14 protein-coding genes and 2 rRNA genes are annotated in these 15,045 nt (G+C 67.3%); 10 read left to right on the top strand and 6 right to left on the bottom strand.

Going from position 1 to position 15,045, the window contains the following annotated elements:
• The first annotated feature begins 26 nt into the window (after positions 1-26).
• The gene (gene rsgA, locus AB0J09_RS04940) at positions 27-1,112 is read left to right on the top strand and encodes a ribosome small subunit-dependent GTPase A (RefSeq protein WP_360685237.1); all 1,086 of its coding nucleotides are present in this window, start codon (positions 27-29) and stop codon (positions 1,110-1,112) included.
• Positions 1,113-1,360: 248 nt separating this feature from the next.
• Positions 1,361-2,155, top strand: a complete 795-nt coding sequence (gene hisN, locus AB0J09_RS04945; protein WP_360685240.1) for a histidinol-phosphatase — start codon at positions 1,361-1,363, stop codon at positions 2,153-2,155.
• A 31-nt stretch (positions 2,156-2,186) separates the two neighbouring features.
• On the opposite strand, the gene AB0J09_RS04950 is transcribed toward hisN, so the two are convergent.
• Positions 2,187-2,972 carry a fructosamine kinase family protein gene (locus tag AB0J09_RS04950; RefSeq protein ID WP_360685243.1) on the bottom strand — a complete coding sequence of 262 codons (786 nt, stop codon included), beginning with the start codon at positions 2,970-2,972 and terminating at the stop codon, positions 2,187-2,189.
• On the bottom strand, positions 2,959-3,432 hold the full coding sequence (locus AB0J09_RS04955) for a low molecular weight protein-tyrosine-phosphatase (RefSeq protein ID WP_360685246.1): 474 nt from the start codon (positions 3,430-3,432) through the stop codon (positions 2,959-2,961). The genes AB0J09_RS04950 and AB0J09_RS04955 overlap by 14 nt, the downstream gene beginning before the upstream one ends.
• Positions 3,433-3,553: 121 nt before the next feature.
• Between AB0J09_RS04955 and pstS the strand changes: the two genes are divergently transcribed.
• Genes pstS through AB0J09_RS04980 form a run of 5 tightly spaced genes read left to right on the top strand, consistent with a single transcriptional unit; the run spans position 3,554 to position 8,036 of the window.
• On the top strand, positions 3,554-4,660 hold the full coding sequence (gene pstS, locus AB0J09_RS04960) for a phosphate ABC transporter substrate-binding protein PstS (RefSeq protein ID WP_360685249.1): 1,107 nt from the start codon (positions 3,554-3,556) through the stop codon (positions 4,658-4,660).
• A gap of 6 nt (positions 4,661-4,666) precedes the next feature.
• On the top strand, positions 4,667-5,647 hold the full coding sequence (pstC, locus tag AB0J09_RS04965; protein ID WP_360685252.1) for a phosphate ABC transporter permease subunit PstC: 981 nt from the start codon (positions 4,667-4,669) through the stop codon (positions 5,645-5,647).
• Entirely contained in the window at positions 5,644-6,519 is an 876-nt protein-coding gene (pstA, locus tag AB0J09_RS04970; RefSeq protein ID WP_360685254.1) for a phosphate ABC transporter permease PstA, read from the top strand. The genes pstC and pstA overlap by 4 nt, the downstream gene beginning before the upstream one ends.
• A 15-nt stretch (positions 6,520-6,534) precedes the next feature.
• A complete protein-coding gene (gene pstB, locus AB0J09_RS04975) occupies positions 6,535-7,311 on the top strand; it encodes a phosphate ABC transporter ATP-binding protein PstB (RefSeq protein WP_360685257.1) in 777 nt (258 codons plus the stop codon).
• Positions 7,311-8,036 carry a response regulator transcription factor gene (locus tag AB0J09_RS04980; protein WP_360685260.1) on the top strand — a complete coding sequence of 242 codons (726 nt, stop codon included), beginning with the start codon at positions 7,311-7,313 and terminating at the stop codon, positions 8,034-8,036. The genes pstB and AB0J09_RS04980 overlap by 1 nt, the downstream gene beginning before the upstream one ends.
• Here the strand turns inward: AB0J09_RS04980 and AB0J09_RS04985 are convergent.
• Together AB0J09_RS04985 and AB0J09_RS04990 are read right to left on the bottom strand one after the other, a co-directional pair.
• Positions 8,005-8,949: a serine hydrolase gene (locus AB0J09_RS04985; protein WP_360685263.1), complete on the bottom strand. Its 945-nt coding sequence runs from the start codon at positions 8,947-8,949 to the stop codon at positions 8,005-8,007. The genes AB0J09_RS04980 and AB0J09_RS04985 overlap by 32 nt on opposite strands.
• Before the next feature lie 33 nt (positions 8,950-8,982).
• Entirely contained in the window at positions 8,983-9,870 is an 888-nt protein-coding gene (locus AB0J09_RS04990) for a phenylalanine 4-monooxygenase (protein ID WP_360685266.1), read from the bottom strand.
• A 125-nt stretch (positions 9,871-9,995) separates the two neighbouring features.
• Here AB0J09_RS04990 and AB0J09_RS04995 point away from each other — a divergent pair, with 125 nt between their 5' ends.
• The 3 genes from AB0J09_RS04995 to AB0J09_RS05005 all read left to right on the top strand — a co-directional run bounded on the left by AB0J09_RS04995 (position 9,996) and on the right by AB0J09_RS05005 (position 13,560).
• A complete protein-coding gene (locus AB0J09_RS04995; protein ID WP_360685269.1) occupies positions 9,996-10,448 on the top strand; it encodes an Lrp/AsnC family transcriptional regulator in 453 nt (150 codons plus the stop codon).
• A 186-nt stretch (positions 10,449-10,634) separates the two neighbouring features.
• Positions 10,635-11,975: a hypothetical protein gene (locus AB0J09_RS05000; RefSeq protein ID WP_360685272.1), complete on the top strand. Its 1,341-nt coding sequence runs from the start codon at positions 10,635-10,637 to the stop codon at positions 11,973-11,975.
• A 286-nt stretch (positions 11,976-12,261) separates the two neighbouring features.
• Entirely contained in the window at positions 12,262-13,560 is a 1,299-nt protein-coding gene (locus tag AB0J09_RS05005; RefSeq protein ID WP_360685275.1) for a PQQ-binding-like beta-propeller repeat protein, read from the top strand.
• 56 nt (positions 13,561-13,616) lie between these two features.
• Here AB0J09_RS05005 and rrf read toward each other — a convergent pair.
• Positions 13,617-13,733: ribosomal RNA gene (gene rrf / locus AB0J09_RS05010) — 5S ribosomal RNA — on the bottom strand.
• 78 nt (positions 13,734-13,811) lie between these two features.
• A 23S ribosomal RNA gene (locus tag AB0J09_RS05015) occupies positions 13,812-15,045 on the bottom strand; the annotation flags it as partial.

Below are 15,045 nucleotides of genomic sequence, written 5' to 3' on the forward strand. Positions count from 1 at the left end.
GGCCACCGGCACGACGTCATCCCCGCATGCCCGCGACAAGGGAAAGTGAGACAACACATGGGAGTGGACCGCTGAGGAAGCGGGAGTACGACGAGGACGACGTACGGGTCAGGCCGGGCAAGGGCTCGAGGCCGCGGACCCGGATCCGTCCTGCGCACGAGGACGCCATCGAAGGCTTCGTGGTGGCCGTTGACCGGGGCCGCTACACGACGCTGGTCGAGCCCGAGCGCCCGAAAGGGTCCGCGCAGAAGCGCAAGCAGCCGCAGAGGCGGCTCGTGGTGGCCATGAAGGCCCGCGAGCTGGGCCGCAAGGGCATCGTCGTCGGCGACCGGGTCGCCCTGGTCGGCGACGTCTCAGGCCGCCCCGACACCCTGGCCAGGGTCGTACGCGTGGAGCCCCGCACGTCGATGCTGCGCCGCTCGGCCGACGACACGGAAGACACCGACGGCATCGAGCGCCCGGTCGTGGCCAACGCCGACCAGCTCGTCATCGTCACCGCCCTGGCCGACCCGCCGCCCCGGCCCCGCATGATCGACCGCATCCTGGTGGCGGCCTTCGACGCCGAGATCGACACCCTGCTCTGCCTCACCAAGTCCGACCTCGCCCCGCCCGACGAGCTGGTGGCCCTCTACGACCACCTGGGCGTTCCGCACGTCGTCGTGCACAAGGGCGGCTCCCTGGAGGAGCTCCGCGACCATCTGGCGGGCCGCCTCAGCGTCCTGGTCGGTCACTCGGGCGTCGGCAAGTCCACTCTCGTCAACGCCCTGGTGCCGGACGCCAATCGCGCCGTCGCCCAGGTCAACGCCGTGACGGGCCGTGGCCGCCACACCTCCACCTCGGCCGTCGCCCTGGAGCTGCCGGAGGGCGGCTGGATCATCGACACACCGGGCGTCCGGAGCTTCGGCCTGGCCCACGTACACATGGAAACGGTCCTGGCGGCGTTCCCCGATCTCGTGGAAGGCACGGTCGACTGCCCCAAGGGCTGCACCCACCTGGGCCCCGACTGCGCCCTGGACGCCTGGGTCGCCGCGGGCAACGCCGACCCCACCCGCCTCGAGTCCCTCCGCCGCCTGCTCTCCAGCCGCGAAGGCACCCTCGACGAAACCCCCTGACCAGCCCCGCCGAATGTCCCGAAGTGGCGCTCTCCGGCGAGAATCACATTTTCGCGGCCAAAGGGTGAGCCTGATTCTTCTGTCGTGACCGGGCGCGTCAAGCAGGGGAATAGACCGATCTGAGCTGTCTGGACGCCCTTTTACCTTGACGGCGAAACAGCAGTTCTTGCCCAGTCCCACGGAAAAGTCCGCTTTACCCCCGCCCTGAAGCCGGAGCAGTGGGGACAATTCCGGTAGCGTTGGCGACTGTGCAGGGTTATTCCGATGATCTTCGCCTCGCGCATGTCATGGCGGACGCCGCCGATGACCTGACCATGCGGCGATTCAAGGCGGTCGATCTCAAGGTCGACACCAAGCCCGATCTGACGCCGGTCAGCGACGCCGACCGTGCCGTGGAGGAGGCCATCCGGGGCACACTGCGCCGCGCGAGGCCGCGCGACGCGGTGGTGGGCGAGGAATTCGGGAAGACCGGCTGGGGCGCCCGTTCCTGGATCATCGACCCGATCGACGGCACCAAGAACTACGTCCGCGGCGTCCCGGTGTGGGCGACCCTGATCGCGCTCATGGAGTACGGCAGGGTCGTCGTCGGCCTGGTGTCCGCCCCGGCGCTCGGCCGGAGATGGTGGGCGGCGACCGAGGGTGGCGCGTGGACCGGCAAGAGTCTGACCAAGGCGTCCAGGATGCGGGTCTCCTCCGTTTCCAGCCTGGAGGACGCCTCGTTCTCCTACTCCAGCTTCGGCGGGTGGGAGAAGATGGGCAGGCTCGACAATTTCCTCGACCTCGGCCGCGCCTGCTGGCGCACCAGGGCGTACGGCGACTTCTGGTCGCACATGATGGTCGCCGAGGGATCGGTGGACCTGTCGGCCGAGCCCGAGCTGTCGCCGTGGGACATGGCGGCGCTCACGGTGATCGTCGAGGAGGCCGGCGGCCGCTGGACCGACGTCGCCGGCGTGCGGGGGCTGGAAGGCGGCAGCCTGGTCTGCACCAACGGGGTGCTGCACGACGAGGTGATCGACCGCCTCAACGGCACCGTCATGCGCTGACAATTCACTCAACGTTCATCAAGCCACGAAGTCAGAGCGCCAGCACCCGCCGTACCGCGTTCATCAACCCGTCACAGTAGGACCCGCCGAACAGCACCACGTGGACGAGCAGCGGATGCAGCTGGTGCAGCGGCACCCGCTCCCGCCACCCCTCCGCCAGCGGAAACTCCTCGTCGTACGCCCCCAGCACCCGATCGAGGTACGGCAGCCCGAAGAGCGCGAGCATGGCCAGATCCGTCTCCCGATGCCCGCCATGGGCCGCGGGATCGATCAGCACCGCCGACCCGCCGGACCACAGCACGTTCCCGCTCCACAGATCTCCGTGGATCCGCGCGGGCGGCTCGGGAGGCCCCGCCACCGCGGCGAGCCGCTCCGCGGCCCGCTCGATGAGCGCCACGTCGGAAGAGGGCAACCGGGCCTGCCGCGCGAAGGGCAGCACCCGCTGGGAAGCGTAGAAGGAGGGCCAGTCGGGGGCGGGCGAATTGTCCATCGGCAGCTCGGCGATGAACCCCGGCCACGGCGCGCCGAAGTCCGAAGCCCCCGCCCGATGCAGCTGGGCCAGCGAACGCCCGAACCGCTCGGCCGCCGCCGCGCTGGGCGCCTCCTCACGTACCCACGACAACACGAGCCGATCGGGACCCACCTCGACCACCTCGGGCACCGCGATCGCCTCGCCCAGCCAGCGCAGCCCCGCGGCCTCTGAAGCGAACATCTCGGAGGCGGCCCCGGTCTTCGCGAACACCTCGCGCCCGTCGTCCAGCACGCCCCGCAGCCGCCGCCAGCCGTGGGACGAGCCGAGGCTCTCAGTCGATCTCATCGGCGATGTGCTTGGCCACGCCCTCGGAGGCGGACTCGACCAGCGCGAGCACCTCCTCGAACCCCTCGCGGCCCCCGTAGTACGGATCGGGCACCTCGGCCCCTTCTGCGGCGGCGGGGTCGAACGAGCGGAACAGCTGTGCCTCCACCCCCGCGGGCGCGATCCGCCGTAGATTGGCGAGGTTGTCCCGGTCCATGGCCAGCACCAGGTCGTAGCGGTCGAACCAGTCCCGGGTGAACTGCCTCGCCCGGTGCGCCGAGCCGTCGTAACCGTGCTGCTCGAGGATGGCCAGCGCCCGCTCGTCCATGGGGTCCCCGGTGTGCCAGCCGCCGGTTCCGGCGCTCTCAACGGTGACGCGGTCCCCCAGCCCGCGGTCGGCGAGCGTCTGGCGGAGGACCACCTCCGCCATGGGGGATCGGCAGATGTTTCCCATGCACACCAGGCATACGCGATAGGTCATAACTCCCATCATGGGGGCGACCGGGCGCGTTCACCGAACGTTCACCCTTGTCAGGGGGTCGAAGTCACCTTGGCCTCATAGCTTCAAGGCGACTAAGGACCAAGTGGGAGGAAACCCAACCGTGAAGTATGCAGGCCGGCTCGCCGCTGTCGCCGTCGTCGGCGCGCTCTCCCTCGCTGCGTGCGGCACAGACAACAACGCCTCTGGCGGCGACACATCCGCCAGCGCCAGCGCGCCCGCCGCGGGCAATGACAATGGTCTGAGCGGTACGATCAACGCTGCGGGCTCCTCGGCCCAGGCCAACGCGATCACCGAGTGGACGAAGAACTTCACGGCCACGAACTCGGGTGTGACCATCAACTACCAGCCCAGCGGCTCCGGCGCGGGCGTGCAGTCGTTCATCCAGGGCACGATCGCCTTCGCCGGCTCCGACTCGGCGCTGAAGCCGGAGGAGGCCCCGCAGGCCGACGCCCGCTGCAAGACCGGCAAGGCCATCAACATCCCGATGGTGACCGGCCCCATCGCGGTGGTCTACAACCTGCCCGGCGTCGACGGCCTCCAGCTGTCCCCCAAGACGCTCGGCAGCATCTTCGACAGCAAGATCACCAAGTGGGATGACGCCGCCATCAAGGCCGAGAACCCCGACGCGAAGCTGCCGTCCACCCCGATCCAGGCCTTCCACCGCTCGGACGAGTCGGGCACCAGCGACAACTTCACCAAGTTCCTCAAGGCCACCGCCGGCTGGCCGTATGAGCCCGCCAAGGCGTGGCCCGCGGACGCCAAGGGCCAGGGCTCCAAGGGCTCCGACGGCATCTCCTCCTCCGTGAAGGACACCGAGGGCGCGATCAGCTACGTCGAGCTCTCGTACGCCGAGAACTCGTCGCTGCAGAAGGCCAAGGTCGCCAACGGCGCCAACGAGTACGTCGAGCTGACCCCCGAGAGCGCGGCCAAGACCGTCGAGACCGCCCAGATCAAGGGCTCCGGCAACGACCTCGCCCTGTCGATCGACTACGCCACGAAGACCCCTGGCGCGTACCCGATCGTGCTGGTGACGTACGAGATCACCTGCGAGAAGGGCCTGGCGGCCGAGGAGTCGAAGGTGGTCAAGTCGTTCCTCACCTACACCGCCAGCGACGAGGGCCAGGCGGCACTGAAGGAGCTGGGCTACGCGCCGCTGGCGGGGACCCTGCTCACCAAGGTCCGTTCCGCTGTCGAGGCGATCTCCTAATTGCCGATGTCCACAAATCTGAAAACCCGTGACGGCGGGCCGGCCACGCGCCGGTCCGCCTCGCGGCGCAGCGATGGTGAAGGCCCCTTCCGATTCATCTCCACCGCGGCGGGCGTCATTCTGCTGGCGATCATGGCGGCGATCGCCGTGTTCCTCATCAGCGAGGCGATCCCCGCCCTGCAGGCGAACAAGGGCTCCTTCTTTTCCGAGCTGACCTGGGATCCCAATGGCCAGAAGGTGTTCGGCATCGGGGCCCTGGCCTTCGGCACCGTGCTCAGCTCGGCGCTCGCGCTGGTCATCGCCACCCCGATCGCGGTCGGGGTGGCGTTGTTCATCTCGCATTACGCGCCCCGCCGCCTGGCCTCGCCGCTCGGCTACCTGATCGACCTGCTCGCCGCCGTGCCCAGCGTGGTCTACGGCCTGTGGGGCCTGGCGTTCCTGGTGCCGCTGCTGCGGGAGCCGTCGAAGTGGCTGAACGAGAACCTCGGCTGGTTCCCGCTGTTCGCCGGCGAGGGCGCCATCGGCGGTAAGACCATGCTCGCGGGCTCCATCGTGCTGGCGATCATGATCCTGCCGATCATCGCCGCCATCTCGCGCGAGGTGTTCCTCCAGGCGCCGAAGATGAACGAGGAGGCGGCGCTCGCGCTCGGCGCCACCCGCTGGGAAATGATCAGGATGGCCGTGCTGCCGTTCGGCCGCCCGGGCGTGATCAGCGCCGCCATGCTCGGCCTCGGCCGGGCCATGGGCGAGACCATCGCGGTCGCGCTGATCTTCCCCGCGACCTTCGACATCACCTTCCAGATCCTCACACCCCACGCCAACAGCATCGCCGCGAACATCGCCAACGGCTTCGGTGAGGCCACCCAGATCGGCCGCGGCGCCCTGATCGCCTCCGGCCTGGTGCTGTTCGTCATCACGCTGCTGGTCAACATGGGTGCACGCCTGATCATCAACCGCCGCAAGGAGTACGCGAGGGCCGGCGCATGACGGGAATCCAGCACATCTCGACCAGCCGCCGGGTCAAGGACAAGTTCGTCCAGGGGCTGGTCTATCTGGCGTTCGCGCTGGCCGTGGTGCCCCTCGTCTCGGTGCTCTGGCTGGTCATATCCAACGGCCTGGCCCGCTTCGACCTCGAGTTCCTCACCCACTCGATGCGCGGCATCGGCGCCCGCGACGCCGGCGGAGGTGCGTACCACGCGATCATCGGGACGCTGGAGCAGGTCCTGCTCGCCTCGCTCATCTCGGTCCCGATCGGCCTGTTCACCGCGATCTACCTGGTCGAGTACGGCAACGGTGGCAGGCTCAGCCGGTCGATCAGCTTCTTCGTGGACGTCATGACCGGCGTCCCCTCGGTCGTCGCCGGCCTGTTCGTCTTCGCGTTCTGGATCCTCGTCCTCGACTTCAAGTTCTCCGGCTGGGCCGGCGCGCTCGCGCTGTCGATCCTGATGATGCCGACGGTGGTCAGATCGTCCGAGGAGATGCTCCGGCTGGTGCCCAACGACCTACGAGAGGCCTCGTACGCGCTGGGCGTGGCCAAGTGGCGCACGATCTTGAAGGTCGTCCTGCCGACGGCGTTCACCGGCATCGTCACCGGCGTCATGCTGGCCGTGGCGAGGGTCGCCGGCGAGACCGCGCCGCTGCTGATGACGGTGTTCTTCACCAACTCCATCAACAACGATCCGTTCACCGGACCGCAGATGGGCCTGCCGCTCTTCGTCTTCGACCAGGCGGGCCGCCCCAACGACACCGCCATCGACCGGGCGTGGACCGGCGCCCTCACGCTCATCCTGATCGTCATGCTGCTCAACCTGGTGGCGCGCCTGATCGCCTGGTGGCGTGCGCCCGCCAGGGGCCGATAGGGGGTAACCGCCGCAATGTCCAAGCAGATCCAGGTCTCGGGTCTCGACGCGTACTACGGGTCGCACAAGGCGATCGAGGACGTGTCGATGACCATCGAGCCCCGTTCGATCACCGCGTTCATCGGCCCGTCCGGATGCGGCAAGTCGACGTTCCTTCGCACGCTCAACCGCATGCACGAGGTGATTCCCGGCGCCCGCGTCGAGGGCAAGGTCCTGCTCGACGGCGAGGACCTGTACGCCGCCACCGTCGCGCCCGTCTCGGTACGCCGGATGATCGGCATGGTCTTCCAGCGCCCCAACCCCTTCCCCACGATGTCGATCTACGAGAACGTGGCCGCCGGGCTCAAGCTCAACGGCCGCGTCAGCAAGTCGGAGCTCGACGGCGTGGTGGAGGAATCGCTCAAGGGCGCCAACCTCTGGAACGAGGTCAAGGACCGTCTCAACAAGCCGGGTGCGGGCCTGTCTGGCGGCCAGCAGCAGCGGCTCTGCATCGCCCGGGCCATCGCGGTCCGGCCGCAGGTCCTGCTGATGGACGAGCCTTGCTCTGCACTCGACCCGATCTCCACGCTGGCCATCGAGGACCTCATGGCCAAGCTCAAGGACGAGTACACGATCGTCATCGTCACCCACAACATGCAGCAGGCCGCCAGGGTCAGCGACAGGACCGCGTTCTTCAACCTCGCCGAGCAGGGCAAGCCCGGCAAGGTCGTCGAGATGGACGAGACGTCCCGTATGTTCACCAATCCAACTCAGAAGGCCACGGAGGACTACATCACCGGGCGCTTCGGCTGATGATCCAACAGCAGGCGGCATCCACAGTGAACGGGGACGCGCGGACCAAGCCCGTACTGCTCATCGCTGATCCAGACGAAACTGTCGTGGAGGACCTCGCCACGGCGCTCGAACGCGAGGGTGTAGCCGTCACGGGCGCGCCCGACGGAGCTCAGGGCCTCCTCCAGGCGGGGGCCCTGCAGCCTGACGTGGTGCTCGTCTCGGCCACGCTCCCGGTCATCGACGCGGTGGAGTTCGTCCGCGCGGTACGCCTCGCGCGCGCCGTGCCCGTGCTGCTCGGCGTCGGCGAGGGCCACGCCGAGCAGGCGGTACGCGCGCTCGCGGCCGGCGCGGCCGCCTGCGTGGCCAGGCCCTACCGGGTGACGGAGCTGCTGCCGTTCATCCAGGCGGCCTCGCCCGGGTCACGCCAGGTGCTGGCCGTGGGCGGGGTCGAGCTGGACGTGCAGGCCTACCAGGTACGCGTGGGCGGGCGGGCCGTCCACCTGCCGCTGCGGGAGTTCGAGCTGCTGCATTACCTGATGCGCAACGCCGACCGCACGGTCACCCGCGAGCAGATCATGCGTCACGTGTGGCACGCCGCGGCGACCACCTCGACCAACACGATCGCGGTGCACGTCAAACGCCTGCGCCATCGGCTGGGCGACGAGGACGACCAGCTCATCCAGACCGTGCGGGGCGTCGGCTACCGCCTGGTCACGCCGGGCACTTCCGGAAATCCCGCATGATCCTCTTCGCTACGCCTTCGACGGTCGCTATGCCGTACCCCACCTCGGGGCTTCCCTCGGTGAGTACGGCAATGGCGTAGTCGCGGCCGTCGCCCCTGAGCAGGCCCACGCTGATCGTGGCCCAGAGCTTGTTCGAGACGTGCTTGAGCCAGCCGTTCTTCAGCGCCACGCGGTCGCCCTCGCACGCGGCGGCGCTGATCCCCCAGTTCTGGCCGTCGACGACCCGGCCCATGAGGTTGAGCACCTGGCCGCGGTCCTTGGCCTTGAGCGGGCTCTTGGGGGACACCAGGGCCTGCATGAGGCGGATCTGGTCGTCCACGGACGTTCTGGTGATTCCCCAGCAATAGAGGTCCACGCAGTTGCCTGGGACCCCCTGGGTGTGTTTGAGCCCGAACTTCCTGCCTGCCTTGGTGAAGCCTGGTGCGCCGCCGATGCGCAGCCAGAGGCGGTCGGCGGCGTGGTTGTCGCTGTAGCGGATCATGAGCTCGGCATCGTGCCGGACCGCCGGTGACAGCTTCTTCCACGGGGTCTTCAGCAGAAGGCCCATGAGGATCTGCGCCTTGGCGGTGCTGGCAGTGATCAGCCGCTCGCCGGGGTGATAGCGGTAGAGCCGCCCGGTCGCCAGGTCCTTGACCATGGCGGTGACCTTCCCAGACCGGCCCGCGAGGTAACCGTCGAGCCGCTTGCCGATCCGCTTGGCCGGGACCGGCGCCAGGGTCTCCTCGGCCGAGACCCGCTCCAGCCGCGCCCCCGTGGCCTCCTTGCGGATCCCCAGGAGCACCGGGGCCTCCTGCGCGAGGGGGGCGGGTGCGTGCGCTGGTAATAATTGCCGGGCCGGTGCCGGGACGAGGGCGGCGAGCAGGGCGAGCGCGATGACCGCTCGTGGTATCGCCTGTCCGCGACTCGCGATCATTGACGCATTATCACGAAAAATCGTGACAGGCCGCTAGACGGCGGCGGCGATGAGTTTCGCGATCGAGTCGTCGTCACACGTGTCCCAGAAGTCCCCTACGACGTCTTCCAGGTGCTGGAGGGACTCGGCCCGGAACAGCACGTCCTGATATTTCGTGATGTCGTAGTGCGTCGTGCCCATCGCGGACAGGTCCAGCGGCCGGATGTCCATGCCGCGGAACTCCTCGATCTCCCCGTACGACGACAGTATGCCCGCCCCGTACGCCTTGAGCTCGCCGCTCTCCTGCATGACCCCGAACTCCAGCGTGAACCAGAACACCTTCGAGACGAACTCCAGCGCCTCGTCGGACTGGACCCGGCGCGCGGCCTGGCCCGCCAGGCGGTAGAGGGCGGCGTACCGGGAACTGGCCAGCGCGTTGGCATGCCCGATCACCTCGTGGATGACATCGGGCTCCGGCGTGTAGAAGGGCACGGAGTGGTGCCGGATGTACTGCGTCGAGTGGAAGTACCCGTCGGCCAGCACGCCGTAGAAGTCCCGCAGTGGCACCAGCCCCGCGGCAGGCAGATAGCGGAACCCGGTCAGCGGCTCCAGCAGCCGCGAGACCTCCTCAAGCTGAGGGATCCTCTCTCCTGGCAGCCTCAGCCGGTCCGCCCCGTCAAGGTATTCGGCGGTGGCGTACTTGGCGTGCTTGATCGCCAGCTCCCTGGTGACCAGGACCCAGACCGCGTGCTCCTGCTCGGTGTACTCGGCGGCCGGGATGGGCGTGCCTGGACGATAGTCGACGGCCAGCCCCGCGATCGTGTTCCGCCGCGCCCGATACACCGGATCCGCGAACCCCGGATGGGACGCCGACAGCTCGACCACCACCGAGCCATCCTCCTGAGCCGCGACGGGGGCGAAGTACTGCGCTTCCTCGAACATGCCCAAATAACAGCAAGTCCCGGTTTTCCTGGCAAGAGCGCCCAGTTCAGCTAAGCGATACGCTAGCTTCCGCACTCTAAATCACATAATTTCTGGGCGAATCGCACAGCTTGGGAGGGCAGGACATGGACGATCTAGACGCGAGGTTGCTGGTGACCATGCGCGCCCATCCCCGCATCGGGCTGACGGAGCTGGCCCGGCTGCTGGGCGTGGCGCGCGGAACCGTACAGGCCCGGGTGGAGAAGCTGACGGCGAGAGGCGTGATCGAGGACTTCGGCCCGACCGTGTCACCGGCCCGGGCCGGGTACCCCATCCTGGCGTTCGTGTCGCTGCAGATCGCCCAGGGCCGGCTGACGGAGGCCGTGGAGGCGCTGCGGGCCGTGCCGCAGATCCTGGAGGTTCACGGTACGAGCGGCCAGCACGACCTGCTGTGCCGGGTGGTGGCGCGCACGACCGACCACCTCCAGGAGATCATCGCCCACATCCTGGCGTCGCCGGCGGTGCGGCGCACGGACACGACCATCTCCCTGTCCACCCAGATCCCGTACCGGATCGAGCCCCTCCTGAACATCCCCTGAAGATGGCCCAGGTGCCACTGGTACGATTTTACTCTTTCGTGGTTTCCCTGCACGATCGGGGCGAAAGTGACGTCAGGGCCGGGCTATCAGCACTACAGCGCTCCTTGGCAGGGAGCACCTCCCTTTCCTCCGCCCCCTCCACCGCCGCGGAGACGTAGGACCGGGCTCTGGCTGGCTCTGGGAGCGATGTCCCTCGTCCTGGTGATCGCCGTAGGTGCCGCCGTCGGCCTCGTCATACGGGGACGCAACGTCTCGCCTGCGCCCGAGAAGACGGAGGCGTCGGGTCAGGCCGATCCGGCCGCCGTCGTCGTCACCGACGAGGAGATCACCAAGCTCGTCGAGCAGCACAGCAAGGCCCTGACGTCCGGAGACGTGAACGCTTACACCTCCATCTTCGACAAGCAGAACGCGGCGCTGGTCCGCGACCAGCGCAAGCTGTTCGCGAACCTCCGGAAGGTCCCTCTGGCCGAGGCCGCCTACCGGGTGCTCCGGCGCGAGGGCCGAGCCGAGGACACCTTCGGGCGGGCCGTGAAGTTCACCCAGGACGTCGCGTTCGTCCACCGGCTCTCCGGAATCGACCTGCGACCGGTCTCCGAGTGGTACCGCTGGACGATGGAGAAGACCTCCGCGAACGCGCCTCTTGCCGTCACCAAGGTAGAAGGCGCGCCGCCGACGATACTCGGCGGCGAAGGCTCCAAAACCGTCTACTACCCGGGCCCTTGGGACATCTGGCCCGACATCTCGATCACCCGGGCAGGCGCGGGCATGATCATGGCGCGTACCGAGGACTCCGCGCTCGCCAAGCGCATCGCCCCCATGGTGGCCAAGGCCGCCCAGCGGAACCTGGACTTCTGGAAACGCAACGGCGACCCGTCCGCGCCGGTCCCCTCGGGCTTCGCGGTGGCCCTGGTCAAGGGCCAGACCCAGCTGGGCAACCTGTTCCGCAAGCAGAAGGCGGACGAGGCAGGCGTGTCCATCCCGATGCCGAGCTGGGTCACCTCGGGCGACGACATGAGAATCGGCGGCACCCGCGTCGTCATGGACACCAGCTCGCCCTTCTTCGACAGCTCGGCCGAGATGTTGGAGATCAGCACGCACGAGCTGGCCCACTCGCTGCTCGCGAGCGTGGACAGCGCACAGTTCTCCCTCTTCGGCAAGGCGAAGTGGATCGTGGAGGGCTTCGCCGAGTACGTGGCCAACCGCGACAACCCCATCAATCGCAACATCCGCTACCAGACAGGCCGCGCCTACCTGGCGGGACAGCTCGCCACGTCGTTCACCGGCGCGCTGCCGTCCAACATGACCTGGGACTACAAGGGCATGACCAGCGCCAACTATCTGATGGGGCATCTCGCCATGCGGTACATAGCCGAGCGATACGGCGAGCGAGAGCTGACGGAAGGAATGATCGCCGCCTACCGGGCGCCGGGCGACGACAGCGAGACGGCACTGTTCAAGGTGCTGGGTGTGAGCAAGACGAATTTCGAGCGGCAGTGGGCGTCGTACGTCCGCCGGCAGCTCGCCTGAACGTGGACGAGGAATGACCGACCAGTATCCCGGCGGCCCCGGCAACAACCGCCCCGCCCCGCCTCCCGCCTGGAACCCGCCCAGGGGCAATCCCGCGCCGTATCCCCCGCCACCCCCGGCCACGCCGTATCCAGCGCCGCCCTTGGCACCACCCCAGCAGTACGGCCCCCCGCCTACTCCGCAACAACCGTGGGCTCCTCAGGGCGCGCCACCTCAGGGACCGCGTCTCCCATACCCTCCGATCCCCCCTCAGCAGGGCGGCGGCGGGGGCAAGTGGAAGACGGCGTTGCTGGCGACCGCCGGCGTGATGGGGCTGCTCGCCGTAGGCACCGGAACCGCCTGGTTCGTGGCGACCGGGGGCGGCTCCCCCACAGCAGGAGGCGGCAACGGGAACGGCAGCGGTGAAAGCGCCGCGGTGACCGAGTGGGCGGTCCCGCTCACCAACGCCGACAGCACCGACTTCACCAGCGGCCTGGCCTTCGCCAGCTGGCTGACGGACAAGACGATCATCCGCGCGCAGAAGGACGGCATCCTCGCCTACGCCCTCAACTCCGGCAAACGTGCCTGGGGCACCCCGGCGCCCGGAGCCCAGCTCTGCGGAGCCACCCAGCACCTCGCCCAGGGCAAGGGCGCCATCGCGTACGGCAGCTCCACTCTGTGCGACCACTTGGCGGGAGTGGACGCGGCCACCGGCAAGCTCACCTGGAAGATCAAGATCTCGGCTGAGAAGGCCCGGCTCTCCAACTCGCTCGCCGTCCCCAGGATCCTCGACGCGGACGGCATGGCCATCGTCGACCTGAACGACGTCCTGACCGGCTACCGCCTCTCAGACGGGGGCAAGCAGTGGACGGCGACCATGCCGAACGGCTGCCACCTCAAGGACGCCAACGCCGCCCCCGGACGCGTGGCGATGCTGCTCGACTGCTTCGCCGGCGGCAACCGGCTCCTGCTCCTCAACCCGCAATCCGGCAAAGCCACCAAGCAGGCACGCATAGGTGAGCTGAGACTGATGAGCACCCTCCTGAACGCCGATCCCGTCATCATGCGGACCGAAGATTCCTCGCAGAACGTCTTCACCGTCTACAACGACGCGGGCGCCAGGGTCACCGAGTTCAAGACCGGCAAGGTGGACCTGCTCGCCATGAACACCGTCGCCTTCGTGAACGGCATGTTCGAGGTCCACCGCTACGCCGTCCACGGCGACCGCCTCTACCTGGCCACGTTCCCGGAGAACGTGCCGGGGAAGCTACGCTCCCGCAACCAGGTCCTGGCCTACGACCTCAAGACCGGCCGGCAGGTCTGGACCTCGTCCGGCACCAACGACACGATGCTCACCTACATCCGCGCCGACGACCGCGGCCTACTGGCCTTGGAGGCAGGTGACCACCGCGACCTGGCCCCCCGCCTCGTCAGGCTGGACGCCGCCACCGGCAAGGCCACCGCGGTGGCCTCACTGCCGCAGAAGTACGGCTCGAACGGTCAGGACGCTCAGGTCTTCGAACGGAACGGCGCCGTCATCATCGTCCCGTGGACCTCGGTAACGGCCAAGTACGCCATCACGTACGTCAACACGAAGGGCGGCTGACCGCCAACGCAAAAAGGGCCCGACGCGCATGGCGCCGAGCCCTTTTTCACATATTTGTGCGGCGGTGACCTACTCTCCCACACCCTCCCGAGTGCAGTACCATCGGCGCTGGGAAGCTTAACTTCCGGGTTCGGAATGTAACCGGGTGTTTCCTTCCCGCCATAACCGCCGCAACCCCTCGAGCAGCAACTGTTTGCTGTCTCAGAATTGCCTAGTGGACGCGAGCAAGAACGACAATAAAAGTCTGCTTTGTGGTCAAGTCCTCGGCCTATTAGTACCGGTCAGCTCCACACGTTACCGCGCTTCCACTTCCGGCCTATCAACCCGGTCGTCTACCGGGAGCCTTACCCCTCACAGGTGGGAGACCTCATCTCAAGGCAAGCTTCCCGCTTAGATGCTTTCAGCGGTTATCCCTCCCGAACGTAGCCAACCAGCCGTGCACCTGGCGGTACAACTGGCACACCAGAGGTTCGTCCGTCCCGGTCCTCTCGTACTAGGGACAGCCCCTTTCAAGTCTCCTGCGCGCGCAGCGGATAGGGACCGAACTGTCTCGCGACGTTCTAAACCCAGCTCGCGTACCGCTTTAATGGGCGAACAGCCCAACCCTTGGGACCTACTCCAGCCCCAGGATGCGACGAGCCGACATCGAGGTGCCAAACCATCCCGTCGATATGGACTCTTGGGGAAGATCAGCCTGTTATCCCCGGGGTACCTTTTAGCCGTTGAGCGACACCGCTTCCACACGCCGATGCCGGATCACTAGTCCCAGCTTTCGCTCCTGCTCGACCCGTCAGTCTCACAGTCAAGCTCCCTTGTGCACTTACACTCAACACCTGATTGCCAACCAGGCTGAGGGAACCTTTGGGCGCCTCCGTTACCCTTTAGGAGGCAACCGCCCCAGTTAAACTACCCACCAGACACTGTCCCCGATCCGGATCACGGACCAGAGTTAGACATCCAAAACGACCAGAGTGGTATTTCACCAATGACTCCACCCGAACTAGCGTCCGAGCTTCCCAGTCTCCCACCTATCCTACACAAGCCGTTCCAAACACCAATGTCAAGCTGTAGTGAAGGTCCCGGGGTCTTTCCGTCCTGCTGCGCGAAACGAGCATCTTTACTCGTACTGCAATTTCACCGGGTCTGCGGTTGAGACAGCGGGGAAGTCGTTACGCCATTCGTGCAGGTCGGAACTTACCCGACAAGGAATTTCGCTACCTTAGGATGGTTATAGTTACCACCGCCGTTTACCGGCGCTTAAGTTCTCACCTTCGCCCAGCAAGCTGGACTAAGCGGTCCCCTTAACGTTCCGGCACCGGGCAGGCGTCAGTCCGTATACATCGTCTTACGACTTCGCACGGACCTGTGTTTTTAGTAAACAGTCGCTTCCCCCTGGCCACTGCGACCCCCACCAGCCTCGGACGCACGGTCCTACACCAGCAGAGGTCCCCCTTCTCCCGAAGTTACGGGGGCAATTTGCCGAGT

Origin of the sequence: Nonomuraea sp. NPDC049784 (assembly GCF_040659615.1) — a bacterium.
Taxonomy (GTDB): domain Bacteria; phylum Actinomycetota; class Actinomycetes; order Streptosporangiales; family Streptosporangiaceae; genus Nonomuraea.

Coding starts and splice junctions, on each gene's coding strand:
- pstB (WP_360685257.1), top strand. CDS start 6,535: ATGTCCAAGCAGATCCAGGTCTCGGGTCTCGACGCGTACTACGGGTCG.
- pstA (WP_360685254.1), top strand. CDS start 5,644: ATGACGGGAATCCAGCACATCTCGACCAGCCGCCGGGTCAAGGACAAG.
- rsgA (WP_360685237.1), top strand. CDS start 27: ATGCCCGCGACAAGGGAAAGTGAGACAACACATGGGAGTGGACCGCTG.
- AB0J09_RS04995 (WP_360685269.1), top strand. CDS start 9,996: ATGGACGATCTAGACGCGAGGTTGCTGGTGACCATGCGCGCCCATCCC.
- AB0J09_RS04950 (WP_360685243.1), bottom strand. CDS start 2,972: ATGAGATCGACTGAGAGCCTCGGCTCGTCCCACGGCTGGCGGCGGCTG.
- AB0J09_RS04955 (WP_360685246.1), bottom strand. CDS start 3,432: ATGACCTATCGCGTATGCCTGGTGTGCATGGGAAACATCTGCCGATCC.
- AB0J09_RS04980 (WP_360685260.1), top strand. CDS start 7,311: ATGATCCAACAGCAGGCGGCATCCACAGTGAACGGGGACGCGCGGACC.
- AB0J09_RS04985 (WP_360685263.1), bottom strand. CDS start 8,949: ATGATCGCGAGTCGCGGACAGGCGATACCACGAGCGGTCATCGCGCTC.
- pstC (WP_360685252.1), top strand. CDS start 4,667: ATGTCCACAAATCTGAAAACCCGTGACGGCGGGCCGGCCACGCGCCGG.
- AB0J09_RS04990 (WP_360685266.1), bottom strand. CDS start 9,870: ATGTTCGAGGAAGCGCAGTACTTCGCCCCCGTCGCGGCTCAGGAGGAT.
- AB0J09_RS05000 (WP_360685272.1), top strand. CDS start 10,635: ATGTCCCTCGTCCTGGTGATCGCCGTAGGTGCCGCCGTCGGCCTCGTC.